Annotated in this window: 21 protein-coding genes; 5 read left to right on the top strand and 16 right to left on the bottom strand. The window is 70.6% G+C overall.

Annotated features, from left to right (window positions below; all coding sequences use genetic code 11):
- Positions 1 to 137 precede the first annotated feature (137 nt).
- Complete coding sequence (locus ACTWP9_RS27605) at positions 138 to 1,778, top strand: CocE/NonD family hydrolase (RefSeq protein ID WP_443248998.1); 1,641 nt, start codon at positions 138 to 140, stop codon at positions 1,776 to 1,778.
- Between the two features lie 15 nt (positions 1,779 to 1,793).
- Here ACTWP9_RS27605 and ACTWP9_RS27600 read toward each other — a convergent pair whose 3' ends face one another.
- Positions 1,794 to 4,040, bottom strand: coding sequence for a serine/threonine-protein kinase (locus tag ACTWP9_RS27600; protein WP_443248997.1), 2,247 nt, complete (start codon positions 4,038 to 4,040; stop codon positions 1,794 to 1,796).
- Between the two features lie 555 nt (positions 4,041 to 4,595).
- On the opposite strand from ACTWP9_RS27600, the gene ACTWP9_RS27595 reads away from it, so the two are divergent.
- On the top strand, positions 4,596 to 5,165 hold the full coding sequence (locus tag ACTWP9_RS27595; protein ID WP_443248996.1) for a dihydrofolate reductase family protein: 570 nt from the start codon (positions 4,596 to 4,598) through the stop codon (positions 5,163 to 5,165).
- A gap of 76 nt (positions 5,166 to 5,241) precedes the next feature.
- On the opposite strand, the gene ggt is transcribed toward ACTWP9_RS27595, so the two are convergent.
- Complete coding sequence (gene ggt, locus ACTWP9_RS27590; RefSeq protein WP_443249084.1) at positions 5,242 to 7,011, bottom strand: gamma-glutamyltransferase; 1,770 nt, start codon at positions 7,009 to 7,011, stop codon at positions 5,242 to 5,244.
- 295 nt (positions 7,012 to 7,306) lie between these two features.
- Between ggt and ACTWP9_RS27585 the strand changes: the two genes are divergently transcribed.
- Positions 7,307 to 8,026 (top strand): hypothetical protein, encoded by a 720-nt coding sequence (locus tag ACTWP9_RS27585; RefSeq protein WP_443248995.1) that lies wholly within the window; start codon positions 7,307 to 7,309, stop codon positions 8,024 to 8,026.
- Positions 8,027 to 8,038: 12 nt separating this feature from the next.
- On the opposite strand, the gene ACTWP9_RS27580 is transcribed toward ACTWP9_RS27585, so the two are convergent.
- The 5 genes from ACTWP9_RS27580 to ACTWP9_RS27560 form a co-directional block, all read right to left on the bottom strand.
- Positions 8,039 to 8,944 carry an amino acid ABC transporter permease gene (locus tag ACTWP9_RS27580; protein WP_443248994.1) on the bottom strand — a complete coding sequence of 302 codons (906 nt, stop codon included), beginning with the start codon at positions 8,942 to 8,944 and terminating at the stop codon, positions 8,039 to 8,041.
- Positions 8,941 to 9,585, bottom strand: a complete 645-nt coding sequence (locus ACTWP9_RS27575; RefSeq protein WP_443248993.1) for an amino acid ABC transporter permease — start codon at positions 9,583 to 9,585, stop codon at positions 8,941 to 8,943. The genes ACTWP9_RS27580 and ACTWP9_RS27575 overlap by 4 nt, the downstream gene beginning before the upstream one ends.
- A 66-nt stretch (positions 9,586 to 9,651) precedes the next feature.
- Positions 9,652 to 10,584 carry a glutamate ABC transporter substrate-binding protein gene (locus ACTWP9_RS27570; protein WP_443248992.1) on the bottom strand — a complete coding sequence of 311 codons (933 nt, stop codon included), beginning with the start codon at positions 10,582 to 10,584 and terminating at the stop codon, positions 9,652 to 9,654.
- 14 nt (positions 10,585 to 10,598) lie between these two features.
- The gene (locus tag ACTWP9_RS27565; RefSeq protein ID WP_443248991.1) at positions 10,599 to 11,336 is read right to left on the bottom strand and encodes an amino acid ABC transporter ATP-binding protein; all 738 of its coding nucleotides are present in this window, start codon (positions 11,334 to 11,336) and stop codon (positions 10,599 to 10,601) included.
- A gap of 108 nt (positions 11,337 to 11,444) precedes the next feature.
- Positions 11,445 to 11,888: a DUF6278 family protein gene (locus ACTWP9_RS27560; RefSeq protein ID WP_443248990.1), complete on the bottom strand. Its 444-nt coding sequence runs from the start codon at positions 11,886 to 11,888 to the stop codon at positions 11,445 to 11,447.
- Positions 11,889 to 12,064: 176 nt separating this feature from the next.
- Here ACTWP9_RS27560 and ACTWP9_RS27555 point away from each other — a divergent pair, with 176 nt between their 5' ends.
- Complete coding sequence (locus ACTWP9_RS27555; RefSeq protein ID WP_443248989.1) at positions 12,065 to 13,912, top strand: GDSL-type esterase/lipase family protein; 1,848 nt, start codon at positions 12,065 to 12,067, stop codon at positions 13,910 to 13,912.
- Between the two features lie 60 nt (positions 13,913 to 13,972).
- On the opposite strand, the gene ACTWP9_RS27550 is transcribed toward ACTWP9_RS27555, so the two are convergent.
- The 9 genes from ACTWP9_RS27550 to ACTWP9_RS27510 all read right to left on the bottom strand — a co-directional run bounded on the left by ACTWP9_RS27550 (position 13,973) and on the right by ACTWP9_RS27510 (position 22,818).
- Positions 13,973 to 14,752, bottom strand: a complete 780-nt coding sequence (locus tag ACTWP9_RS27550) for an exodeoxyribonuclease III (RefSeq protein WP_443248988.1) — start codon at positions 14,750 to 14,752, stop codon at positions 13,973 to 13,975.
- Between the two features lie 48 nt (positions 14,753 to 14,800).
- Positions 14,801 to 15,478, bottom strand: coding sequence for an MBL fold metallo-hydrolase (locus ACTWP9_RS27545; RefSeq protein ID WP_443248987.1), 678 nt, complete (start codon positions 15,476 to 15,478; stop codon positions 14,801 to 14,803).
- Complete coding sequence (gene pcaDC, locus ACTWP9_RS27540) at positions 15,468 to 16,766, bottom strand: bifunctional 3-oxoadipate enol-lactonase/4-carboxymuconolactone decarboxylase PcaDC (protein WP_443248986.1); 1,299 nt, start codon at positions 16,764 to 16,766, stop codon at positions 15,468 to 15,470. The genes ACTWP9_RS27545 and pcaDC overlap by 11 nt, the downstream gene beginning before the upstream one ends.
- Before the next feature lie 162 nt (positions 16,767 to 16,928).
- The gene (locus ACTWP9_RS27535; protein ID WP_443248985.1) at positions 16,929 to 17,507 is read right to left on the bottom strand and encodes a hypothetical protein; all 579 of its coding nucleotides are present in this window, start codon (positions 17,505 to 17,507) and stop codon (positions 16,929 to 16,931) included.
- A gap of 59 nt (positions 17,508 to 17,566) precedes the next feature.
- Complete coding sequence (locus tag ACTWP9_RS27530) at positions 17,567 to 18,658, bottom strand: ROK family glucokinase (protein ID WP_443249083.1); 1,092 nt, start codon at positions 18,656 to 18,658, stop codon at positions 17,567 to 17,569.
- A gap of 206 nt (positions 18,659 to 18,864) precedes the next feature.
- Positions 18,865 to 19,695 (bottom strand): ATP-binding cassette domain-containing protein, encoded by an 831-nt coding sequence (locus ACTWP9_RS27525; RefSeq protein ID WP_443248984.1) that lies wholly within the window; start codon positions 19,693 to 19,695, stop codon positions 18,865 to 18,867.
- The gene (locus ACTWP9_RS27520) at positions 19,692 to 20,849 is read right to left on the bottom strand and encodes an ABC transporter permease (protein WP_443248983.1); all 1,158 of its coding nucleotides are present in this window, start codon (positions 20,847 to 20,849) and stop codon (positions 19,692 to 19,694) included. Before ACTWP9_RS27520 ends, ACTWP9_RS27525 begins: the two co-directional genes overlap by 4 nt.
- On the bottom strand, positions 20,846 to 21,883 hold the full coding sequence (locus ACTWP9_RS27515; protein ID WP_443249082.1) for a sugar ABC transporter substrate-binding protein: 1,038 nt from the start codon (positions 21,881 to 21,883) through the stop codon (positions 20,846 to 20,848). Before ACTWP9_RS27515 ends, ACTWP9_RS27520 begins: the two co-directional genes overlap by 4 nt.
- A 215-nt stretch (positions 21,884 to 22,098) precedes the next feature.
- Positions 22,099 to 22,818 carry a GntR family transcriptional regulator gene (locus tag ACTWP9_RS27510; protein WP_443249081.1) on the bottom strand — a complete coding sequence of 240 codons (720 nt, stop codon included), beginning with the start codon at positions 22,816 to 22,818 and terminating at the stop codon, positions 22,099 to 22,101.
- Between the two features lie 144 nt (positions 22,819 to 22,962).
- On the opposite strand from ACTWP9_RS27510, the gene ACTWP9_RS27505 reads away from it, so the two are divergent.
- Positions 22,963 to 23,976 (top strand): Gfo/Idh/MocA family protein, encoded by a 1,014-nt coding sequence (locus ACTWP9_RS27505; protein ID WP_443248982.1) that lies wholly within the window; start codon positions 22,963 to 22,965, stop codon positions 23,974 to 23,976.
- Positions 23,977 to 24,100 lie beyond the last annotated feature (124 nt).

Here is a 24,100-nt window from a genome sequence, read left to right as displayed (position 1 = left end):
CCGTACGGAGCGGCGAGCGGCTCACCTCTTTACTGGTCCGTAACCTACCGACGGGTTACCCCCGGTAGCCCAATGTGCTTACTCTCCAGTCACTTTCACCCCCACCCCTGGGTCACCCTCGACACCTGGAGCTGCGCATGCGCCCCTCCCCCACCTCAGGGCACGTTCGTACGGCTGCCGTCCTGCTCTCCGGGACACTCGCTGCCACGGGTCTCGCCGTCGTACCGGCCGCGACGGCGCAGCCCGCCGAGGCAGCGGCAACGGCCACCTCGGGCGTGGACTTCGTCGACGTCAAGGGCGACGGCGGAATCACCCTCAAGGGCAATGTGCTCCTCCCCGAGGGGGCGGCCAAGGACTCGGCCCGCACGTACCCGCTGATCGTGCTGCCCACCAGCTGGGCCAGCCCGCAGATCGAGTACCTCGCGCAGGCCCAGAAGCTCGCCGACTCCGGCTATGTGGTGGTCAGTTACAACTCCCGCGGCTTCTGGCAGTCGGGCGGCCAGATCGAGACCGCCGGGCCGAAGGATGTCGCCGACGCCTCCCGCGTCATCGACTGGGCGCTGGCCCACACCCCCGCCGACAAGGACCGGATCGGCATGGGCGGCGTCTCCTACGGCGCCGGTATCAGTCTGCTGGCAGCCGGACACGATCCGCGGATCAAGGCCGTCACCGCGCTCAGCGGCTGGGCCGATCTGATCGGCGCCATCTACAGCGGCCGCACCCAGCACCTCCAGGCAGCCGGGATGCTCGGCGCCTCGGGTGAGCTCACCGGGCGTCCGAGTCCCGAACTGCGGGAGATCATGAAGAACTTCCTCGCCTCCAACCTGGACAAGGAGGATGAGATGATCGCGTGGGGCAAGAAGCGCTCCCCCGCCACCTATCTGGACAAGATCAACGCCAACGGCACCGCCGTCATGCTCGGCAACGCCTGGAACGACTCGATCTTCCCGCCCAACCAGTACGCCGACTTCTACGAGAAGCTGCGCGGCCCCAAGCGGCTGGAGTTCCGTCCGGGCGACCATGCGACCGCCGAGGCGACCGGCCTGCTCGGGCTCCCCAACGACACCTGGTCGCACGCGCACCGCTGGTTCGATCGCTACCTCAAGGGCGAGGACAACGGCATCGACACCGAAGCCCCCGTACAGCTCAAGTCCCGTTCCCAAGCTCTCGGGTCCGCTCGAGCAGGGGAGACCCCGATCAGTGGCGGCTACGAGGGCTACAAGAGCTGGAAGGACGTCCCCTCCGGCAACCGCACCGTGTCACTGAGCGGAACGAAGGAGCTGGCCACCGGCAAGAACTCCGGCGCCGACGGCGGCACCATCTTCCTGACCGGCATCCTCGACCAGTTCCTGAAGCTGCCGCCGCTCGTCTCCGTACCGCTGCTCCCCCGCTCCCGCGCCGCCGTGTGGCAGTCCGAGCGTTATGCGCAGGACACTCCGGTACGCGGCACGCCGAAGCTGCACACGACGGTGACCAGCGACAAGGAGAGCGGTACCTACTACGCCTACCTCTACGATGTCGGCCCTCTCGGCACCGGCAAGCTGATCAGCCACGCCCCCCACACCTTCCACGACCGCACCCCCGGCAAGCCGTTCGCCGTGGACCTGGAGCTGTTCTCCACCGCGTACGACGTGCCCAAGGGCCACCGGCTCGCCGTCGTCCTCGACACCGTCGACCCGCTGTACGCGGAGTACAACCCGGACGGCGGGCGGCTGGAGTTCACGTCGCCTGAGGGAGACCCCTCCCGGCTGACAGTGCCGACACGCGAGGGGCGCTGAGCCCGCGGCCCTGGCCTAGTCCGAGCCGGCCCGGCGGTACACGCGCGGATCGTCCTCAGGATTGCTGAAGCGCGCAACGCGGATCTCCTCGTTGCTGATCGCACTGATCATCAGCGAGGCGGTGGAGGACGTGCAGCCCGGGCCCGAAGCGGACTCGACGACCCTGTCCGGGCCGTACAGCAGGGTCTCCCCGTCCGCGCCGCCGAGCGTGTACTCCCACTCGCAGCTGTCGCCCGCGTACTCGCCGCTCACCCGCACGGTGGCGGTGCCGGCCCGGCCCCGGTGGAGGGTGAGGGTCCGCTCCTCGCCCTGGGGGTTGGCCCCCTTCCACTCGCCCACCATGCGGGAGGGCACCGGAGTTGCCGGGTCGCCCACTTTGCGAAGCGTCGCCGAGAGGGAGCTTGCCGGGTAGATCCAGGAGAGGGTGCCGTCGGACCGCAGCTTCAGCGTCTGCTCCTTGTACGGGGAGCACGGCTCGGACGCGGGGTGGCTGTCGGTGATCCGGCTGGTGATCCGCAGCCCCTCGTCACCCCCGTCGAACGCCACCAGCGTCGCCTCCCCCTCGCACATCATGTCGGCACGAAGGTTGATGGTCCTGGCGACGACCTCGCCCTCCTCGCCCTGCCGGATCTCGAACCGCCGGGTGATCGTGGAGCCGTCGGCGTCCTGGACGCTGCCCTGCCAGGCGCCCAGATACCCCTTGGGCAGTGCGCCGCCGGGGGCCGGGCTGCTGATGTCCTTGGGGGACGGTTTCTCGGATGTGTCGCTGTCGGCTCCGGGCGACGACTTCGCCTGGGGGCCGGACTGTTTGGCGTCCTCACCGCCCGTGTCGTACACGCGCAGCGCGACGAAGGTCCCGACGCCCGAGACCAGCGCCAGCACGACGCCGAGCGCCCCGAGCAACATCCCGCGCCGGTGCGGGCGTTCGGGGCTCGGCGCCGACGCCGCTGCCGGACCGTGCACCGCGTACGTCGGCTGCGGCGCCGGCCCACCCTGTGCTGCGGGCGGGCCGGGGGGCGGCGCCCACTGGCCGGAGGGCGGGGTGCTGAGTGCCGCGGCTCCGGTGACGGTCGCCATGCCGTGCATCTCCGGCCCGCCGGGCGGGGGCGGCGGCGCCTGTTCTCCGGGCGCCTCCGGGGCACCTGCCGTGCCGGTGCCCGCTGGTGGGGTGTCCGACAAAGACTCCGGCGAGTTCTCGGGCGGAGTCTCCGACGGCGTCTCCGCTTCCGCTTCCGGGGTGAGCTGCTTGCCCGGCAGCGAGGGCTCCGCACCGGGGCGGGGCGGGACCGCGGGGGCCTCGGCCGCACGGTCCGCTGCTGCCTGGGCGCCGGGGACCTCGGCGTCCAGCAGCCGTGCCGCGTGCCGGCCGAGCTCGGCGACCAGGCCGCCCGGCAGCCAGGGCTCGGCGGCCTCGGAGCCGGACCCGCCAGGACCGGGCTCGTCCTCCGGGTCCGCCGTACGGTCCAGGATCTCCGGCAGCCCCGGCCGCTCCGCGACGTCCTTGGCCAGGCACGCGGCGACCAGGTCCCGCAACTCCTCGGGAACGCCCTCCAGATCGGGCTCCTCCTGGGTGATGCGGTACATCTGCACATGCCCGGCGACACCGGTGCGCTCGAAGGGCGCACGCCCGGTCGCGGCGAAGGTCAGTACGGAGCCGAGGGAGAAGATGTCGCTGGCTTCGGTCAGCCGGTCGCCGCGTACCTGCTCGGGCGACATGAAGCCGGGCGAGCCGACGACGGCGCCCGTCCTGGTCAGTTGGGCGTCCGCGACGGTCTCCATGGCACGGGCGATGCCGAAGTCGATGACACGCGGCCCGTCGATGGTGACCAGGATGTTCGACGGTTTCACATCGCGGTGGATCAGCCCGGCCTCGTGTACGGCGCCCAGCGCCAGGGCGAGCCGGTTGGCGAGGATCCGCAGGGTGCGTACGGGCAGCGGCGTCTTACGCCCCGCGACGGCCTCGTACAGCGTGATGCCCGGGATGTAACCGGTGGCGAGCCACGGCGGATCGGCCTCGGTGTCCGCGTCCAGCACCGGAGCCGTCCACTCGCCGCCGACTTGGCGCGCCGCGCTGACCTCCTGCTCGAAGCGGTGCCGGAACTCGGTGTCCTCGGACAGCTCCCGCCGCACCAGCTTGACCGCGACGGTGCGGCCGCGCGGGGACTGGGCGAGGTACACGCTGCCCATCCCGCCCTCGCCGAGCCGGCCCAGCAGCCGATAGTCGCCGATGCGTTCAGGGTCGTCCGCACGCAGGGACTTCATGCCCTCTCCCCCGGTCCGTTCGGCCTCCATGGGCCGTCACTCAGCTGATGAAGAGCGATCGTACGGCCTGTGATCAGGTAGCAACCATGCGCGGTACGGCCAGACGGCCGCGCCTCGCCCTCTCCCGCCCAATTCGACAGGGAAACTGGCAAGTTCACCTGTCGAAGTCATACGGTCGAAGTATGCCGGGCACGGATCGGGAACGTACCCGGACCGTCGACTGCGCGGAGACCGCGGCGGAGGTCACCGCGGTCTGCTCGCGCGCAGCCCGCACCCGACCGACGGCCGCCAGGTGGTCTTCGACCAGTTGAGCGGGAGGGCGACGGAGCAACCGTGGCATCGGACGCGGTGAAACACAGCGCTGGTCGCAGTGGTGTGCGGTCCCTCCTGTGCGGGGTGTCCGGCCGGCTCTTTGCAGGGAGGCGCGGCCGGAGCGTCCGGCACCGCGCGGCAGCGGCAGTGAAGCGGCAGACTGGCGCTCCGGCGCACCGCGGACCGCGGACACCCCCACCGGCAGCAACCGGGCAGCACGCCCAGCCCCCGAAAGGAGCTCCCATGGCCGGCTTGATCTATACGGCACTGCTCTCGCTCGACGGCTACATCGCGGACGAGGAGGGCCGGTTCGACTGGGCCGTGCCCGACGCGGAGGTGCACGCCTTCATCAACGAGCTCACCCGCGCCTGTGGCACCCACCTCTACGGCCGCCGGACGTACGAGCTGATGACCGGCTGGGAGACCGAGCCCCCGGCGCCGGACGCCCCGGCGGAGATGCGGGACTTCGCCGAGTTGTGGCAGGCGGCGGACAAGGTGGTGTACTCACGGACGCTGGAGCGGGTCTCCACCTCCCGGACCCGGCTGGAGCGGGAGTTCGACCCGGAGGCCGTACGGGCGATGAAACGGACGGCCGAGCGGGATCTGCTCGTCGGCGGTCCGGAACTGGCCGCACACGCGGTCCGCGCCGGGCTGGTGGACGAGTGGCAGCTCTTCCTGGTGCCCGTAGTGATCGGCGGCGGCAAGCGGCACTTCCCCGACGGCGTACGCGCACGCCTGGAGCTGCTGGCGGAGCGCCGGTTCGGCAACGGCATGGTCTTCCTGCGCTACCGCACCGCGCCGGGCGGAGAGTGAGCGGCCCTCCAGGAGGAGGCCGGCCGGACCCGCCGCCGGTGCTGGGCGACGGGTCCGGCCGGTGTGTTCTTGCTGGTCAGCTTCCCGTCGGACGGACGACCAGCGCCGAACCGCCACCTCGGCGCTCCCGCTCGGCCGCGGCACGCCATCGTCCGTCCCCGAGCCGCTGTACGCCCGTGGCGGCGCCGATCTCCGGGTTCGCCTTGAACGAGTGCCCCAGCGCCTCCAGTTCGCGGCGCACCTTGCTGTCCATCAGCTTGGGTTCCGCCTCGGTCTGCGCGGCATTGCGCTGACTGGCCCGGGGTGCCGCGATGGCGTCGACCAGCGGCATCCCGCGATCGAGGTGGTTGGTGAGGGTCTGCAGCACCGTCGTGATGATCGTCGAGCCGCCCGGCGAGCCCAGCGCGACGACCGGCTTGCCGTGCTTCAGGACCACGGTCGGCGACATCGAGGAGCGCGGACGCTTACCCGGCCCGGGCAGGTTCGGGTCGTGGACACCGGGGGCGACGGGCACGAAGGAGAAGTCGGTCAGCTCGTTGTTGAGCAGGAAGCCGCGGCCGGGGACGGTGATGCCGCTGCCGCCCGTCTGCTCGATGGTGAGGGTGTACGCGGCGACGTTGCCCCATTTGTCGGCGACGGTGAGATGGGTGGTGTTCGGCCCCTCGTACGTGGTGGGTGCCGCTTGGTCCTTGTCGCCGCGCTCGCACTCCTTCGGGTCGCGCGGGTCGCCCGGTGCGACCGGGCTCTTGAGGACCTTGTCGTCGTCGATCAGACACGCGCGGGAGTCCGCGAACCGCTGCGAGGTCAGCCCCTCGGTCGGTACGTCCTCCTGCGCGGGGTCACCCACCCAGCGGCCGCGGTCGGCGAACGCGATACGGCTCGCCTCCAGATAGCGGTGCAGGTACTTCTTCTCGCTGAGGGAGCCCAGATCGCTGCGTTCGAGAATGTTGAGCGCCTCGGCGACGGTGGTGCCGCCGGAGGAGGAGGGCGCCATGCCGTACACGTCCAGGCCCCGGTAGTCGGTACGGGTCGGCTGCTGGGACAGCGCCCGATAGGCGCGCAGGTCCTTCGCTGTCATGTCGCCGGGCCGCACCGTGCGGTCCGCGCCCTTCGCCACGGGAGGCTTGCGCACCGTCCGTACGACGTCGCGGCCCAGTTCGCCGTGGTAGAGCGCCTTGGTGCCCTTGTGGGAGAGCTCCTGGTAGGTGCGGGCCAGATCGGGGTTCTTGAGGGTGGAGCCGACCTCGGGCAGCTTGCCGCCCGGCAGGAACAGGTCCGCTGTCGCGGGGAAGTCGCGGAAGCGGTCCTCGTTCTCCGCGGTCTGCTTACGGAAGGTCTCATCGACCGTGAAGCCGCGCTGCGCCAGCTTGGTGGCGGGCCGCAGGGTCTGCGCGAGCGACTTGTTGCCGTAGGCGCGGAGCGCCTTCTCCCAGGTGGCCGGGGTGCCCGGCGTGCCCACGCCGAGGCCGCTGGTGACCGCCTGGTCGAACGGGATGGCCTTGCCGTTCTCCGTGAGCAGGTTCTTGTCCGCGCTGAGCGGGGCGGTCTCCCGGCCGTCGATGGTGTGCACCTTGCGGTCGGACGCGTCGTAGTACACGAGGTATCCGCCGCCACCGACACCCGCCGAGTACGGCTCCGTCACGCCGAGGGCCGCGGCCGTGGCCACGGCCGCGTCGGCGGCCGTGCCGCCGTTCTTGAGCACCTCGATGCCGGCTGCGGACGCGTCGGGGTCGACGCTGGACACGGCGCCTCCGTAGCCCGTCGCCACCGGCGACTTGGCGGGCGGGCCGCCGTGCCCCGCGGGGTCCTGTCCTGCGGTGGTGCGCGCCGGAGCAGTGGCACCCATGAGACCCGCCACCACGGCCCCGCTGCCGAGCACAGCGATGAGGCGCCGCGCCGTACGCCGCCGCCGGGAGGGGGTGCCCCGCCCCGCGGTGCTCGCAGACGGGTCCTCCGGGATCGGTGGAGGGCTTTCGGGAGAGGGCGTCATGCGGGGGCCTCCTTCGTGCGTGCTCCGCGGGACAACGCGTGATCCGCGCAGCGTAATGCGGTTGACGCGGCTGCGTCAGCACCCTGCAGCGGGAGGGGGTGCCGTCACCCGGTCGGCCCGCGCCGCCGGGGAGGGCCTACGCTGCGGCGTCATGGACGAGAACCTGCGGGAGATCGTGCTCGGCCTGGTCGCCGCCGCGATCACGGCAACGGCGGGCTGGCTGGCCCGCACCTCCTTGTGGCGCCGCAAACTCCGCCGCAAGCAGCGCTTCTTCGGGCTGCCGGAGAACTCCTCGTGCCTGCTGGTGGTCAACCGGGATCCGGGCATCAGCGAATGGTCGGTGGCCCCGAACGACGTGTTCGCGCTGCTGGAGCTGTCCGCGCTCATCAAGGACTGCGGTGCCAGGGTGGATGTCGTCGCGCATGACGCCACACGGCAGGGGTTCGGCGAGCGCACCGAGTTCTGCCTGGGAGGGCCGGTCTCCAACCGGCGGATGGCCGCACATCTGGGTGCGCTGCTGCCGGGGTTCTCGGTGCTCACCGACGGGGAGATCCCGCCCGTCTTCGCTGTCGGCGGCGAGCGCTACCGGGCGGAGAAGGGCGCCGTCGAGCATGTGCTGCTGGCCCGGCTGACCGGGGGCCAGGACCGGGCCGAAGCGCGGCCCGTCTTCCTGATCTGCGGGCAACGGTCCGTCACCAACCAGGCGGCCGCGCGCTACCTGGTGCGGCACCATGCGCGGCTGGCCCGGCAGCACGGGCGGAAGGGGGACTTCTGTCTGCTGTTGAAGGTCAACAACTCGGAGGCGTACGGACCCGATGTGGTCGAGCTGGTCGCCGATGTGACCCGCGCGGCCACCACGGCCCCGGCGTGAGCCTGGGGGCCCTCACAGGCGAGTGCCCGGCATGGTGGGTGCGGCTTCGGGCGGGGCCACGGAGACGGCCTCGTTCTTGACGTTGCCGCGCTCGCGCCGGGCGACCCAGTTGGCGAACCACGACAGCAGCATGCACAGCCCGATGTAGATCGCCGAGATCACGATCACCACGGGAATGAACGGCATCGTGTAGTCCATGTTGATGGCGATCAGCCGCCCGGCGTGCAGGAACTCCTCGTACGTGATCAGAAAGCCGAGCGAGGTGTCCTTCAGGGCGACGACGAGCTGGCTGATGATCGTCGGCAGCATGGCCCGCACCGCCTGCGGCACCAGCACGTACACCATGACCTGGGTCTTGCGCATGCCGAGCGCGTAGGCGGCCTCCCGCTGGCCGCGGTCGACGGAGACCACACCGGAGCGGAAGACCTCCGCGAGCACGGAGCCGTTGTAGAGGGTCAGCCCGGTCACCAGCGCGGGCAGCGGCTGGACCTCCAGGGCCACGAAGACGAAGAAGATCATGACCAGCACGGGCATGGCCCGGAAGAACTCCACCAGCAGGGTGCTCAACCAGCGCACCGGCCGGTGCTCGGAAAGCCGTCCGGCGGCCAGCACGGCGCCCAGCGCCAGGGCCAGCACGGCGGCGAACGCGAACGCCTTCAGGGTGTTGCCGAGGCCACGCAGCAGCAGCTCCTGTACGCCCTCGTAACCGAACGGCCGCCATTTGACGTAGGCGAACTGCCCGGTATCGACAAGGAGATGAATCACCCACGCCACCAGCGCGAGGAGGGCGAGTCCGGCGACGATTCCGTAGCCCAGGTGCCGCGCCCGCGCCTTGGGCCCGGGGATGTCGTAGAGCGCAGAGGGCGCCTCCTGGCCGGTACGCGGCGCACGCTTCGGGCTGCGTGTGGTGAGGCTCATCGGGCCACCCCCCAGCGCCGTTCCATCGCGTGGAAGAGGGCGCTGATCGCCAGCGTCAGGATCAGATAGCCCACCGCGATCCACACGAAGCTCCAGATGACGCTGTAGCCGTTCTCACTGAGCGTCTTGTAGGTGCTCAGCAGTTCGACGACGCTGAAGGAGCCGGCGATCGCGGAGTTCTTGGCGAGCGCGATCAGGGTGGAGCCGATCGGCGCGATGACGCTGCGGAACGCCTGCGGCAGCACCACCGTGCCCAGCGTCTGGCCGAAGGTCATCCCCAGACTGCGGGCCGCCTCCCCCTGGCCGACCGGCACGGTGTTGATCCCGGAGCGCACCGCCTCACAGATGAACGACGAGGTGTAGCAGCCCAGCGCCAGCACGGCGAACAGTTCGAACGGCAGCGCGACCCCGAAGCGGGGCAGCCCCAGCAGCATCGCGAAGAACAGCAGCGTCAGCGGGGTGTTGCGCAGCACCGTCACCCACGTGGTGCCCACCACGCGCAGGGCCCGCACCGGCGCCACCCGGAACCCCGCCATCGCCACGCCCAGCGCGAGAGCCAGCAGGGAGGAGTAGACGGTCAGCTTTACGGTCCCCCAGAAGCCCTCGCCGTAGAGGGAGAAGTTCTCTGTCAGTACGTCCATGGAGCCGTTCGCGTTCCTCTCAGCTCGGCAGTTCGGCAGCCCGGCGCTCGTCGGCCCGGCAGCTCCTCAGCGCGTCAGCGCCGGGTCGACGCGGGGCGGCTTCGGGGCCGGGCGGCCGGAGAGTCCGAGGGTGGCGTCGTAGGCCCGCTTCCAGTCGCCGTTCTTCTCGCGTGCGGTGACGGCCTTGTCCAGCGCCCCGGCCAGCGCGCGGTCCTGGCGGGGTACGCCGATCCCGTACGGCTCCTTGGAGAACGCCTTGCCGACGACCTTCAGACGCCGGGGGTCCTTGGCCGCGTAGCCCAGCAGGATGGTGTCGTCCGTGGTGACCGCGTCGACCTGGTTGTTGAGGAGGTTGTCGACGCAGATGGCATAGCTGTCGTACGCGACGGCTTCGGCGCGCGGGTAGTCCGACTGGATGCGCTGGAGCGGGGTCGAGCCGACGGCGGAGCAGATCTTCCTGCCCGCCATGTCCTGCGGCCCCTTGAGCCGCTTCTCGTCCCTGCGGACCAGCAGCCGCTGCCCGGCGATGTAGTAGGGCCCGGCGAAGCCGACCAGCTTTTTGCGGCCCTCGTTGATGGTGTAGGTGCCGACGTAGTAGTCGATCTGGCCGTTCTGCAGGGCGGTTTCCCGGTTGGCCGAGGCGATGGCCTTGTACTCGATCTGCTTGTCCGGGTCGAAGCCGAGCGAGGCCGCCATCATCTTGGCGATCTCCACATCGAAGCCCGTATAGACGCCGGTGGCCGGGTTCTTCTCACCCATGCCCGGCTGGTCCTCCTTGACGCCGACGGTGAGCTTTCCGCGCTGGTGGGCGCTCTCCCAGGTGGGCGACGAGGGGAGGGAGACGCCTTTGGCGACGGTGTAGTGCGGCAGCTTTCCGGGCTGCGGACCGCGTGCCGGCGGGCTGCCGGAGGCCCCGCACGCGGTGGCGGCCAGCACAAGCCCGGCGGCCAGACCGCGGCGGACGAGGGTGACGAGGCTCGACGGAGCAGGCGTACGCACGACCGGGGCCCCTCTCAGTGCTTGAGGATCTTGGAGAGGAAGTCCTTGGCGCGCTCGCTGCTGGGCGCGGTGAAGAACTCTTCCGGTGAGCGGTCCTCGACGATCCGGCCGTCGGCCATGAACACCACACGGTTGGCCGCCGAGCGGGCGAAGCCCATCTCGTGGGTGACGACGACCATCGTCATGCCGTCCCGGGCGAGCTGCTGCATGACGTCCAGGACCTCGCTGATCATCTCCGGGTCCAGCGCGGAGGTCGGCTCGTCGAACAGCAGCGCCTGCGGATCCATGGCCAGGGCGCGTGCGATGGCCACCCGCTGCTGCTGACCGCCGGAAAGCTGCGCCGGGTACTTCTGCGCGTGCTCGACGAGGCCGACCCTGCGCAGCAGCTCACGGGCCTGCGCATGAGCCTCGTCCTTCTTCTTGCCGCGCACCTTGACGGGCGCGAGCGCCACATTGGCCAGCACGGTCTTGTGAGCGAAGAGGTTGAAGGACTGGAAGACCATGCCGACTTCGGTACGCAGCCGGGCCAGCTCCCGGCCCTCCGCCGGGAGGGGGTGCCCCGCCAGGGTGATCGTGCCGGAGCCGATCGTCTCGAGCCGGTTGATGGTGCGGCACAACGTCGACTTGCCGGAGCCCGAGGGACCGATGACGACGACCACTTCACCGCGGCCCACAGTGAGGTCGATGTCCCGGAGCACATGCAGCGCGCCGTAGTGCTTGTTGACTCCGCGCAGCTCGATCAGCGGTTCCATGGGCAGCGATTCCCGAGGCGGCGATTCCATAGGAAGTGGAAACTATCGGGCCGAATGGGTCACTACCGGGATGACACGCAGTGAGCAGATACACCGTGCGGCGTACCGTCAGTCCTCGCTGACCTCCGCGTACGCCTGGGACAGCTCCGGTGAACCCGTCTCGGCCCAGGCACCGCCCTCCTCCAGCACATCCACCTCCCGGCCGGACGGCAGCCGCACCACCGGCTGCCCGTCCGGCCACAGCACCCACCGGGCGCCGGGTACGGCGCGCACCATCACGGTCCCCAGATAGAGCCCGGCGTCGGAGCCGAGCCACGGGGTGACCTCCGGGTCCTCACGCCAGTGCGGCAGCAGCTGGTCCAGCGCGGCCAAGGACTCCACGGAGTCGTCGAGTTCGACACCGGCGGCACGTGCGTGCTCGCGCAGCAGTTCGCACTCGGAGAGGAGCTGCGCCGCACTCCCCGGACCGTCCGACAGCTGGTCGGTAGGTGCTGCCGCCCCTTCGGCATCCGGGTGGGGCTTGCGCCAGTTGTCCAGAAAGGGGAAGTCCATGTAATCAGCGTGGCATTCTCCCGCCACCGGGCACCATAGGCGCGCTGTGCAAGGAGCCTGACCGGTTTGAGCTGCCGGACACCTTGACGACGCGTCAGGGCCTCTCTAACTTCACCCCGCCTCGATGGAATCAGAGGTTCACCCAAGGCTGATGGAGTCCCACGAGAGGGCATCACGTGCACAGACGTACCTGGATCAGATCCCTCACCGTCCTGGTGGCCGCCGTATCCGCAACCGCTCCGACCCTGGCGGCGACCGCCACCGGGCAGGACCGCACACAGCAGACAGCACAGCCCGCCGCGACCCCCGCCGACCGCGCGCTCCCCCTGGATCAGCTCTACAACAACCGCGCCGTCAGCGATGACGCCAAGCCCGATGCCGCCGACTTCGACGGCGCAGGGCGCTCCCTCTCCGCACAGGACCTCAAGGCCGCTGGCTGGTCCCCCGGTACCCGGCTCGACCTGGACGCGGCCCCGCTGCGCCGGCCCGACCGGGCCCCGGGCCGGCCCGACAACGTACGCGCCGACGGACAGCAGGTACGGGTCGGCGGACGCGGCAACGCCCTCTCCTTCCTGGTGGCCGCCACCTCGCCGCACGGCCCGGCCGACGCCGCCGGCGGCAAGGGAACCGTGCGCTACCGGGACGGCTCCCACAGCAGCTACACCCTCACCGTGGGCGACTGGCGCGGGGGCCCGCTCGCCACCAAGGCCGTCGCCCTCCCCCATCTCAACACCCGGCAGGGCGACCAGCTGACCGAGAAGGCGCGGCTCTACGCGGTCACCGTGCCGCTCGAACGCGGTCGCGACGTCAGCTCCGTCACGCTGCCGCAGGACCCCGGCGCCGACGCCGACCTGCACGTCTTCGACATCGCCGTACGTCCCGAGACCGCCGGCTGGACCGGCAGTTGGTCGGCCAGCACCGGCGGCTACACCGGGACCGGAAAGTGGCAGGACCAGACGCTGCGGCTCGTCGTGCACACCTCCGCCGGCGGGCCCCGGGCCCGGATCCGGCTGGAGAACACCTTCGCCGCCGAGCCGGTCCGCATCGGCCACGCGTCCATCGCCGTACAGAAGGACGGCGCCGCCGCGCACCGGCGCCCGACACCGCTCACCTTCGACGGCGGGCACGCCGGAACCCGCATCCCCGCGGGGGCCCGAGCCGTCAGCGACCCCGTCGGCTTCGATGTGCCCCCCGACACCAATCTGCTGGTCAGCATCCATCTGCCGGACCCCGTCCCGGCCGCGCCGGTGCACAGCAAGACGCAGCAGCGCTCCTATCTGAGCGAGGGCGGCAGCGGTGACCGTACGGGCGAAGCGGGCGGTGCCGCCTTCACCCGCTCCCTGACGATGTGGCCGTTCCTGACCGGCGTCGACGTCAAGGGCGGCCCGGGCTCGGTGGTCGCTCTCGGTGACTCCATCACGGACGGCGACCACTCCACCCCCGACGCCAACCGGCGCTGGCCCAACGTGCTGGCCGGTCGGCTGCAGGGCCAGAACGACGTGCCGAAGTTCGGCGTCCTCAACCACGGCATCTCCGCCAACCGCATCGTCACCGACCGCTACCCCGGCGACGGCATCAGCACCGACACGGCCGGAGTCAGTGCCCAGCACCGCCTGGAGCGCGACGTCCTCGCCCAGACCAACGCCCGCACCGTGGTGCTGTTCGAAGGCATAAACGATGTGCGCTGGGGCGCCTCGGCCGAGGAGGTCATCGCCGGGATGAAGGCCATCTCCGCACGGGCGAAGGAGCGCGGGCTGCGGGTCATGGCTGCGACGATCACGCCGTGCGAGGGCTATCACGACTGCACGGCGGAGGTCGACGCGAAGCGTACGAAGGTGAACGCCTTCGTACGGGAGAACGCCGGGAACTTCGACGCCGTGCTGGACTTCGACCAGGTCGTACGGGATCCGGCGCATCCCGCGCGGATGCTGCCGAAGTACGACTCGGGCGACCATCTGCACCCCGGTGACGCGGGGCTGCGGGCCATCGCCGAGTCCATCGACCTCCGGTCGCTGGCCGGCTGAACCGCTGCGGCCGTCCGCCCACCCGTCCCCGCTCGGGGGGCGGGTGGGCGGACGGCCCCCTTACAGCTCCAGGTCGACGACGACCGGGGCGTGGTCCGAGGCGCCCTTGCCCTTGCGGGCCTCGCGGTCGACGTACGCGTCCGACACCGCGGTGGTGAACGCCTCGTTCCCGTAGACGAGATCGATCCGCATACCGCGGTTCTTCGGGAAGCACAGCTGCCGGTAGTCCCAGTAGGTGAACGGCACGTCGTACTTCAACGGGCGGGGATAGACGTCCGACACCCCCGCCGCCTCCAACGCCGCCAGCGCCTCCCGTTCGCGGGAGGTCACATGGGTGGAGCCCGCGAACTCCGCGATGTCGTGGACGTCACGGTCGGTCGGCGCGATGTTGAAATCGCCGAGCGCTGCGAACGGCATCGCGGCGGAGGCGAACTTCTCCGCGGCGTCACGCAGCGCCGCCAGCCACTCCAGCTTGTACTCGTAGTGCGGGTGCCCCACCTCGCGCCCGTTGGGCACATACAGCGACCACACCCGTACCCCACCGCAGGTGGCGGCGGCAGCGCGGGCCTCGACGGCGCCCTCCCAGGCGGGCGCTCCGGGCAGGCTGAGCGCTGGATCCTCGATGCCCACGCGGGAGAGAACGGCGACGCCGTTCCAGCGGCCCTGCGCGCTGACGACCGACTCGTAGCCGAGCGCGCGCAGCTCCTGCTGCGGGAAGGCGTCGTCGGACACCTTCAGCTCCTGCAAGCACAGCACGTCGGGCTGGGCGGACTCCAGCCACTGTGTCAGGCGGGGCAGCCGGGCTGTTATCGAGTTGACGTTCCAGGTGGCAATACGCATGCAGACTCCGTCGGGGGTCACGGGGGTCGTCCCCCGGGAGCATGCAGGCTACCGCGCCAGTCGGACACGCTCTCCCGAGTGGAGGTGGTTGTGGGCCGCGCCACCCGTTCCCGGACCGCCCTTGCCCAGCATCCGGCCGTAGACGGCGAGACCGTTGTCGTTGAGCAGGCCGTCGTGGATGTCGTACACCTGCGCGGGGCTGACGGCGCGCACGTAGTCGAGGACCTCGGAGAGCTTGTTCCACGGGGCGTGCAGCGGCAGCAGCAGCGTCTTGACGGGGCGCTCGGGGACGGTGAGGGCGTCGCCGGGGTGGAAGACCAGACCGTCGACCACGAAGCCGATGTTGGTGATGCGCGGGATGTCGGGATGGATGACCGCGTGCAGCTCGCCGTGCACCTCGATCCCGAAGCCGGCCGCCTCGAAGGTGTCGCCGTGCCCGACGGTGTGGACGCGCCCGGGGAAGGCGCCGGAGATCTGCTCGGCGACGCTGCGCAGGGTCCAGATCCGGGCCTGAGGGTTGGCCTCCATGGCGGCGCGCAGCCGCAGCTCGTCGAAGTGGTCGGGGTGCTCGTGGGTGACCAGCAGCACGTCCGCGCCCAGCGCGGCCTCCTGCTCGCTGAAGCCGCCGGGGTCGATGACGAGCGTACGGCCGTCCTTCTCCAGGCGGACGCAGGAGTGGCCCTGCTTGGTGAGCTTCAGCGGGGTGTCGTTCGCGTCAGTTCCCATGCGGCTCATTCTCCTCTTCGCCCGCTCTGCGGTCCTCCGGAGTTGTCTCGTCCCGGATCACGCGCTGGGCGACGGCGAAGGCGGCGTCGGCTGCGGGCACCCCGCAGTAGACCGCGGTCTGGAGCAGCACTTCCTTGATCTCGTCCGGGGTCAGTCCGTTGCGCAGCGCCGCCCGGACATGGAAGGCCAGCTCCTCGTGGTGGTCCCGGGCCACCAGCGCGGTGAGCGTGATCACCGAGCGGGTGCGCCGGTCGATGCCGGGACGGCTCCACACCTCGCCCCAGGCGTACCGGGTGATGAAGTTCTGGAAGTCCTCGGTGAAGTCGTCGGTCCCCTCCAGGGAGCGGTCCACATGGGCGTCGCCGAGCACTTCGCGGCGCACCTTCATGCCCGCTTCGTAGGCGTCGGTGCGCAGCGCGGACCCCTCGCCGGACTCCAGCTCGGCGACGGCGGACGCCTGCTGCGGTACGGGGCTGATGACGGGCGCCGGGGCAGGGGGGCCGGCGGCCGACTCCTGCCATGTGGTGGTGAAGTGCCGGATGAGCAGGTCGGTGACGGCGCCGGGCTGCTCGACGGGGGTCAGATGCGAGGCGCCCGGCACGATGGCCAGCCGGGCGTCCGGGATACCGGCGACCAGCGCCCGGGCCTCGGCGGGCGGGGTGATCTCGTCCTCGGCGCCCGCGACGACCAGCGTGCCCACCCCTATCCGGCCCAGCGACTCCCGCACGTCGAAGGAGGCCAGCGCCTCGCAGGCCGCGATGTAGCAGCCGGGATCGGTGGTGCGGACCATCTGCACCGCCCATTCGACGATCGCGGGCTGCGCGGCAGCGAAACCGGGCGTGAACCAGCGTTCGGGGGTGGTGCGGGCGATCGGGTCGAGCCCGTTGGTGCGGATGACGACCCCCCGCTGCCGCCAACTGTCGGGGGTGGCGAAGCGCGGCGAGGAGGAGATCAGCGCGAGCGAGGTGACGCGCTGCGGGGCCCGCAGTGCGAGCTGGATGCCGAGGGCGCCGCCGAGGGAGCAGCCCACGTAGCCGAACCGTTCGACGCCCAGCCTGTCGAGGGTGGCCAGCAGCCGCTCGGCGAAGGCGTCCGCCGAGTCGGCGGAGTACGCGGGGGAGCCGCCGTGTCCGGGCAGGTCGAACCGGAGGACCCGCCAGTTGCGGGTCAGCTCGGGGATCTGCCGGTCCCACATGTGCCAGGTGGTGCCGAGGGCGGGGCCGAGAACGAGCACGGGCGCGTTGTCGGGTCCGTCGGTCCGGTGCTGGAGCGTCTGGGCGGGGGTCACCGTGCTTCACCTCGGGCGGGCTTTCGGGACAGGGCGGGGTTCGTACGGCCGTTACTCACGCGTTCACGCTATCGAGCGGTGTTCGGAACGTACCGCGCGGGGGCGTTTGTGAGGGGCGTTCCTGTGCGGTCGCGAGGACGGTGTGGAGAAGTCGTGCGGAACTCAGAACTCAGTGGTGGAGACGACGTAGACGCGGGGCCTGCTCTTGAATGTCGTGTCGACGGTGACCGCCAGGTCGGGCTTGCTCTTGGGCTGCTCGATACGGGCGCTCCGGTAGTGGCTCCGGGGCTCGTCGAAGCGCCAGCCGACCTCCCTGGCGTATTTGCCGCTGATGGCGATCTCGCCCTTCTCCAACTCGGATTTGCCGCTGCCGATGTCGCCGAGGAACTCCTGGAGCCGCTCGGGGCTGGTGCGGAACTGCACCCACATCGTGCTCTTCTGCCAAGCGTTCGCCTCGTAGAAGGCCACCCGGGTCGCCGAGACCGGCACCGGGACGTTGTAGATCCGCTGGCTGGCCTTGGGGGGCCGGGCGTAGGAGAGGCTCGTGGCGGCTGCCGCGCGTTCTTTGTCCTTGCCGCTGGAGCGGCTCTGGAACGCGGACTGCACCAGGTAGCCCCCCGGCAGCGCGATGAGCAGCACCACGATCGCCAGGACGGCGAGGCGGTGGCGTGGCCGGTGCGGGGGGCGCCGGCGGGGTTCGGCGGGCTCGTGGGGGCGTGGGCTGTCGTCCGTGTGCGGCATGGCGCTGGGCGTCTCAGAGGGTGTGGTGGATGTCGTCACGGCGGGCGTCGCGGCCCTGGTCACTGGCCGACGGCCCGGCGCAGGTTGTCCGCCGCCCGCTCGTAGCGCTCGTAGCGCTCCAGCCGGCGGCGGTTGGCGCGCCGGAAGCGGCGGGCAACCAGCCGGGCGAGGTCCGCGGCACCGACCATACCGGCCTCGGGACCCAGCTGCGCCTTCACTATCCGGGCCTCGGGGCGGTAGCCGCGTCCCGTCAGCTGGCGTCTGAACGCCTCTCTGGCGGGCTCGATCAGCAGTTCGTCGGCCGCGCTGACCCCGCCGCCGATCACGAAGCAGGACGGGTCCAGCGCCGCGGCGAGGTTGGCCAGGCCCACCCCCAGCCAGGAGCCGATCTCATGGAACAGCTCCGTGCACATGGCGTCGCCGGAGCGGGCGAGCTCCGTGATGAGCGGGCCCGTGATGTCGCCGACCTGGCCGCCCACCCGGTCGATGATCCCGTAGGCGACGGGCGACTCCGCAGCCGCCAGCTCCCGGGCCTCGCGCACCAGCGCGTTCCCCGAGCTGTACTGCTCCCAGCACCCTCTGTTGCCGCAGGGGCACCGGTGGCCACCCGGCACCACCTGCATATGGCCGAACTCACCGGCCACCCCGTATTTGCCGCGCTTGACCCGGCCGTCCTCCAGGATGGCCCCGCCGATGCCGGTGCCCAGCGTGATCATCACCAGATGGTCCTCGCCGCGTCCGGCACCGAACCGCCATTCGCCCCAGGCTGCGCTGTTCGCGTCGTTGTCGACCATGACCGGGACGGCCAGCCGGGCCGTGAGCGCGTCCTTGAGGGGTTCGTCACGCCAGGCGAGGTGCGGCGCGAACAGCACCCGGGAGCGGTCCGCGTCGATCCAGCCCGCCGCGCCGATGCCGACGGCGTGCACGTCGTGCCGGTCCGAGAGGTCGAGGACCAGCTCGGCGATGGTGTCCTCGACCACCTTGGGGCTCTTGGACTTCTCCGGCGTCTCGGCGCGGACCTTCTCCAGAATCGTTCCGTCGGCATCGACGACGCCGGCCATGACCTTGGTGCCGCCGATGTCGATGCCGACGGTGGGAACGCGGGGAGCCGACAGGTGGGAGCGCCGCTCGCGGGTGCTGACGGTCCGCAGAACGCTGGGGCTGGGGCCCGTCCGCCGTCGGTAGACCCTGTCTGCTCGCTGAAAGCTGTCCGCGTTCAAGAGTGGTCGTCTCTCTGGGAGGGGTCCTACGGGCGCGCCCGATTCTGCCAGGGATCAACCGTACGTCGTCCGGCGCACAAGTGCTGGGGGTCCGTCCCTTTACGGACCCCCGGAGCCCGGTGCCCGGACCCGGCCCCTCAGCCGCGCTCCAGTTCATGGCTGAGCTCCTCCAGCTCCGAGCCGCCCGCCATCTGCCGCACCAGCTCCGCCAGCTCCAGCTCGGCCTTCTCGTAGGCCCCGGCCATGGCGCCACGCTTGAGCAGCACGAACCGGTCCCCGACCAGATAGGCGTGGTGCGGATTGTGAGTGATCAGTACGACACCCAGCCCGGCGTCCCGCGCGGCGGCGACGTACTTGAGCACCACACCGCTCTGCTTCACGCCGAGCGCGGCCGTCGGCTCGTCCAGCACCAGCACCTTCGCCCCGAAGTGCACGGCACGCGCGATGGCGACGGACTGCCGCTCACCGCCCGAGAGCGTGCCGATCGGCTGGTCGACGTCGCGCAGGTCGATCCCCATCCGCAGCAGCTCGCTGTGGGTGGTGCGGCGCATGTGCTGGACGTCGAGCCGGCGCAGCGGCCCGCGCCCGATCACCGGCTCGGAGCCGAGGAAGAAGTTCCGCCACACGGGCATGAGCGGCACGACGGCGAGGTCCTGGTAGACGGTGGCGATTCCACGGTCCAGCGCCTCGCGCGGGGAGGCGAGGCGGGTCTCCTCGCCCTGGATGTGGAAGGTGCCGGCGTCGTGCTGGTGCAGCCCCGAGATGATCTTGATGAGGGTGGACTTGCCCGCGCCGTTGTCGCCGAGCACACAGGTGATCTCGCCGGGCCGCACCTGGAGCGAGATGCCCTCCAGGGCACGGATGTTGCCGTAGTACTTGCTGACGTCGCTCAGCTCGACAAGGGCCTCGGCGTCCACCGCCTGCGCGGCACTCGTCCCGGCGCTCGTCTCAGCACTCGTCCCACTCATCGGGTCGCCTCCGCCCGCTTCCGGATCCACGCGTTCAGCAGCGTCGCGAGCAGCAGCATCGCGCCGAGGAAGAACTTGAACCAGTCCGGGTCCCACTGCGCGTAGATGATGCCCTTGTTGGCCATGCCGAAGATGAGGGCACCCACGGCCGCGCCGACGGCGGAGCCGTAGCCACCGGTCAGCAGACAGCCGCCGATGACGGCCGCGGCAATGTAGATCAGCTCGTTGCCGACGCCCTCGCCCGACTGGACCGTGTCGTAGTTGAACAGCAGATGCTGGCCGGAGATCCAGGCGGCGAACGCGACGCCCAGATACAGGCCGATCTTCGTACGGGCGACCGGGACACCGACCGCGCGGGCCGCGTCCACCCCGCCGCCGACCGCGAAGATCCAGTTGCCCGCGTTGGTGCGCAGCAGGATCCAGGTGGCCACCGCAATCAGCGCCAGCCACCACACGATGGTGATCTGGAGATCGACGCTGCCGAGGGTGAGAGTGGACGCGAAGACGGCCTTGGCCGAGTCGAAGCCCTCCATGTCGCTGATGCTCTTGGTGGTGACGGTGCCGCTGATCAGCTTGGTGAGGCCGAGGTTGAGGCCCGTCAGCATCAGGAAGGTGCCCAGCGTGATGATGAAGCTGGGCAGTTTCGTCCGGCTGAGCATGAAGCCGTTGAAGAACCCGATCGCCAGCGTGACCAGCAGCGAGACCCCGACGCCCACCCAGGTGTTGGCCGTCATCTGGTAGCTGAACATCGAGGAGGCCAGCGCCGAGGACGTCACCATCACACCGGTCGACAGGTCGAACTCGCCGCCGATCATCAGCAGCGCCACCGGCACCGCCATGATGCCCAGGGTGGAGGAGAAGTAGAGCACCGTGGAGAGGCTGGAGGGGCGCAGGAAACTGTCGGCGACCAGCGCGAAGAAGACGAACAGCGCGATGGCGCCCACCACGGCGCCCAACTCCGGGCGTCGCAGCAGCCGCACCGGCAACGGCCGGTGCACCAGCCGCTCGTCGGCCTTCTCCGGGAGCGGAACGGCGTCCTGAGGCGCGGCGGAGCCGGCCTTGCCGCCCTTGTCGCCCTGGTTGCTCTGGTTGCTCTGGTTGCTCTGGTTGCCGGGCTGGTTGTCCTGGTTGCCGGACGGGGTCGTGACCGTCATCGGGTCCCCCGCTTCGTCAGCTCCTCCAGCTTGCCGGCGTCCTTCTTGGTGAGGATCTGCGGCCCGGTGAGTACGGGCTTGCCGCCGCCGAGCATGTCGGCGTTGTAGCGGTAGAGCCAGAGCAGGTCGACGGCCTCGTACCCCTGCATGTAGGGCTGCTGGTCGACGGCGAAGCCGATCGTGCCGTCCTTGAGCCCGGCAGCGACCTTGTCGTTGAGGTCGAAGGTGTCGATCTCGGCCTTGCTGCCGGCGTTCTTCTTGGCCTGCGCCGCGGTGGCCGCGAAGGGCGCGCCGAGCGTGACGACGGCGTCGACCTTCTTGTCCGACTGGAGCTTGGCCTCCACCGACGACTGCACGCCGGGCATGTTGGTGCCGTCCACGAACAGGGGCTTGACCTTGCCGTCGAAGGTCTTCTCGATGCCGTCGCAGCGCTGCTCGTGGCCGACGTTGCCCTGCTCGTGGACCAGGCAGATGGCCTTCTTCTTGCCCCGCTTGTTCAGTTCGCGGCCAATGGCCTCGCCTGCCAGCACCTCGTCCTGGCCGATGTGGGTCAGGGCACCGAAGTCCTGCGAGACCTCCTGGCCCGAGTTGATGGTGATGACCGGAATGCCCGCCTTGACGGCCTTCTTGACCACGCTCTTCATGGCGTCCGGCTTGGCGAGGGTGACGATCAGGCCGTCCACCTTCTTGTCGATCGCCGTCTGGACGAGCTGCGCCTGCTTGCCGGCTTCCTTGTCGTGCGAGTAGAGGAACTCGATGTTGTCCTTTGCGGCGGCCTGCTTGGCGCCGCTCTGCACGATGTCCCAGTAGGTGTCGCCGTCGCCGGAGTGCGTGACCATGGCTATCTTCCAGCGCGGGGTGGTGACGTTGGCCTTGCCGGAGGCCGCGTTCTCCCGCGCCTCCTCGGCCCGCTTGCCGCCGGTGCTGCTGCATCCGGCGAGCGCACCCGCCGCGACGATCGTCGCCGCCAGCGCGGCCCCCGCCGCGCGTATGGATCTGCGGGACGGACGGGACCTTCGCCGGGACCTCTGCACGCTGGCCACCTGTTCTGCTCTCTCGGTACGGATAGGTAGACGGTCACCGTCGGGAATCGCCCTGGACCTTCGCCCAAGTATCCGCCACGGTGGCCGGAAACCGTCCGACGGGTCCGCTCCCGCCCGACCTGCCCCGGATATGTAGCGGCGAGTGGGGTGACCGTCAACGGATCTGTCCATGGGACCGTCGCCGGGCTCTCTCATCAGGACACCTCTCAAGGACGCACCAGCAGCTGGAAGTCGAAGGAGTAGCGGGAAGCGCGGTAGAGGTGCGAGCCGTACTCGACGGCCCGCCCCGTGTCGTCGTACGTCGTGCGCTGCATGGTCAGCAGCGGAGCACCCTCGACCTCCCCCAGCAGTTCCGCCTCGGCCGAGTCGGCGACCCGCGCGCCCACGGTCTGCCGGGCGGAGTGCAGCGTCACCCCGGCCCCGCGCATCAGCCGGTAGAGCCCTGTCGTCTCCAGCTCGCGCTGCTCCGGGGAGAGCAGGTCGGCCGGCAGATGGTTGCGCATATGGGCCATCGGTTCGCCGTGCGCCAGCCGCAGCCGCTCCACGAGCAGCACCTCGGTGCCCTCCGGCACCGCCAGCGCGGCGGCGACCTCGGCCGTCGCCTCCTCCACGGCCTGCCGCAGCACCCGGGTCGCCGGGCGCTGGCCGGCCGCCTCCAGGTCGTCGTAGAGACTGCTCAGCTCCATGGGCCGCTTGACCTGGCTGTGTACGACCTGCGTGCCGATGCCGCGGCGGCGCACCAACAGCCCCTTGTCGACGAGGGACTGGATGGCCTGCCGGACCGTGGGACGGGACAGCCCGAGGCGGCCCGCCAGTTCGATCTCGTTCCCCAGCAGGCTGCCCGGTGCCAGTCTTCCCTGCTCGATGGCGCTCTCGAGTTGCTGGGAGAGCTGGAAGTAGAGCGGGACGGGACTGGAACGGTCCACACTGAGCTGGAGGTCCACCGGATCATTCTTGGCCACGGAGGGGAGCGTAGTGCTCTTCCGTGCTACCGGGAACCGTACATTCGATTGTCAGGACGAAAAGACAAAACGTTGACAGCGCCGAGTGCGGCGCGCCAGCGTAGGGCCATGCGCATCGGACTCATCGGCACCGGCCGGATCGGAACCCTGCACGCACGCACGCTCAGCGCCCATCCCGAGGTCACCGAGCTGGTGGTCACGGACGCGGACGCGATGCGCGCCGTCGAGGTCGCCGCCGCGCTCGACGCCACCTCGGTGCCGAGCGTCGCCGAGCTGTTCTCGCTGGACATCCACGCCTTGGTCATCGCCTCGGCGACCGCCTCACACGCCGAGCTGATCCGCGCGGCGGCCCGGCGCGGACTCCCCACCTTCTGCGAGAAGCCCATCGCGCTGGACCTGGCGGGCACCCGCGAAGCACTTGCGGAAGTGGAGGCGGCGGGCACCCTGTTGCAGATCGGCTTCATGCGGCGCTTCGACGCCGGGTACGTGGCGGCGCGGGAGGCTGTGCAGGCCGGGCGGCTGGGACGGCTGCACACCGTCCGGGCCCTCACCTCGGACCCGGCGCCGCCGCCCGCCGAGTACCTTCCGCACTCGGGAGGGCTCTACCGGGACTGTCTCGTCCACGACTTCGACGCGGTGCGCTGGGTGACCGGCCGGGAGGTCGTGTCCGTCTACGCGGCCGGCTCCGCCGCGGGACCCGCCATGTTCGCGGAGGCGGGCGACGTGGACACCGCCGCCGCGCTCCTCACCCTGGACGACGGCACCCTGTGCACTGCCACCGCCACGCGGCTCAACGGGGCCGGCTACGACGTGCGGATGGAGCTCGCAGGTGAGCTGGACCAGTTCGCCGTCGGCCTGGACGCACGCACGCCCCTCACCTCGCTGGAGCCGACCGCCCCTTGGGCCCCGGAGAAACCCTGGCCCGGCTTCCTCGACCGGTTCGGCCCTGCGTACGAGGCGGAGATTGCCGCTTTCATCCGCGCCCTCCGCGGAGAGATCCCCAACCCCTGCGACGGTCAGGAGGCTCTCGCGGCGCTCCTGACCGCGGAAGCCTGTGAACTGTCGCGCGCAACGGGCACGCCGGTGGAAGTAACCACCTTGCAGGACTCCGAGACCACCTGACTAGGCGCCGGTTTCCCATTTTTCTCCGCCGCAACGGCGAGCAACCGACCACACCGAGCCCGGCGGTGCCGAACCGGGCTCGGTGCGGGGCGCCACTGTGATTGCGGGGTGACGGGTGGGTGGG

This window comes from Streptomyces sp. 3N207 (assembly GCF_052246355.1).
Classification (GTDB): domain Bacteria; phylum Actinomycetota; class Actinomycetes; order Streptomycetales; family Streptomycetaceae; genus Streptomyces.
The sequence above is the reverse complement of the archived record's forward strand: the minus strand, read 5'-3'. Positions and strand labels throughout refer to the sequence as shown.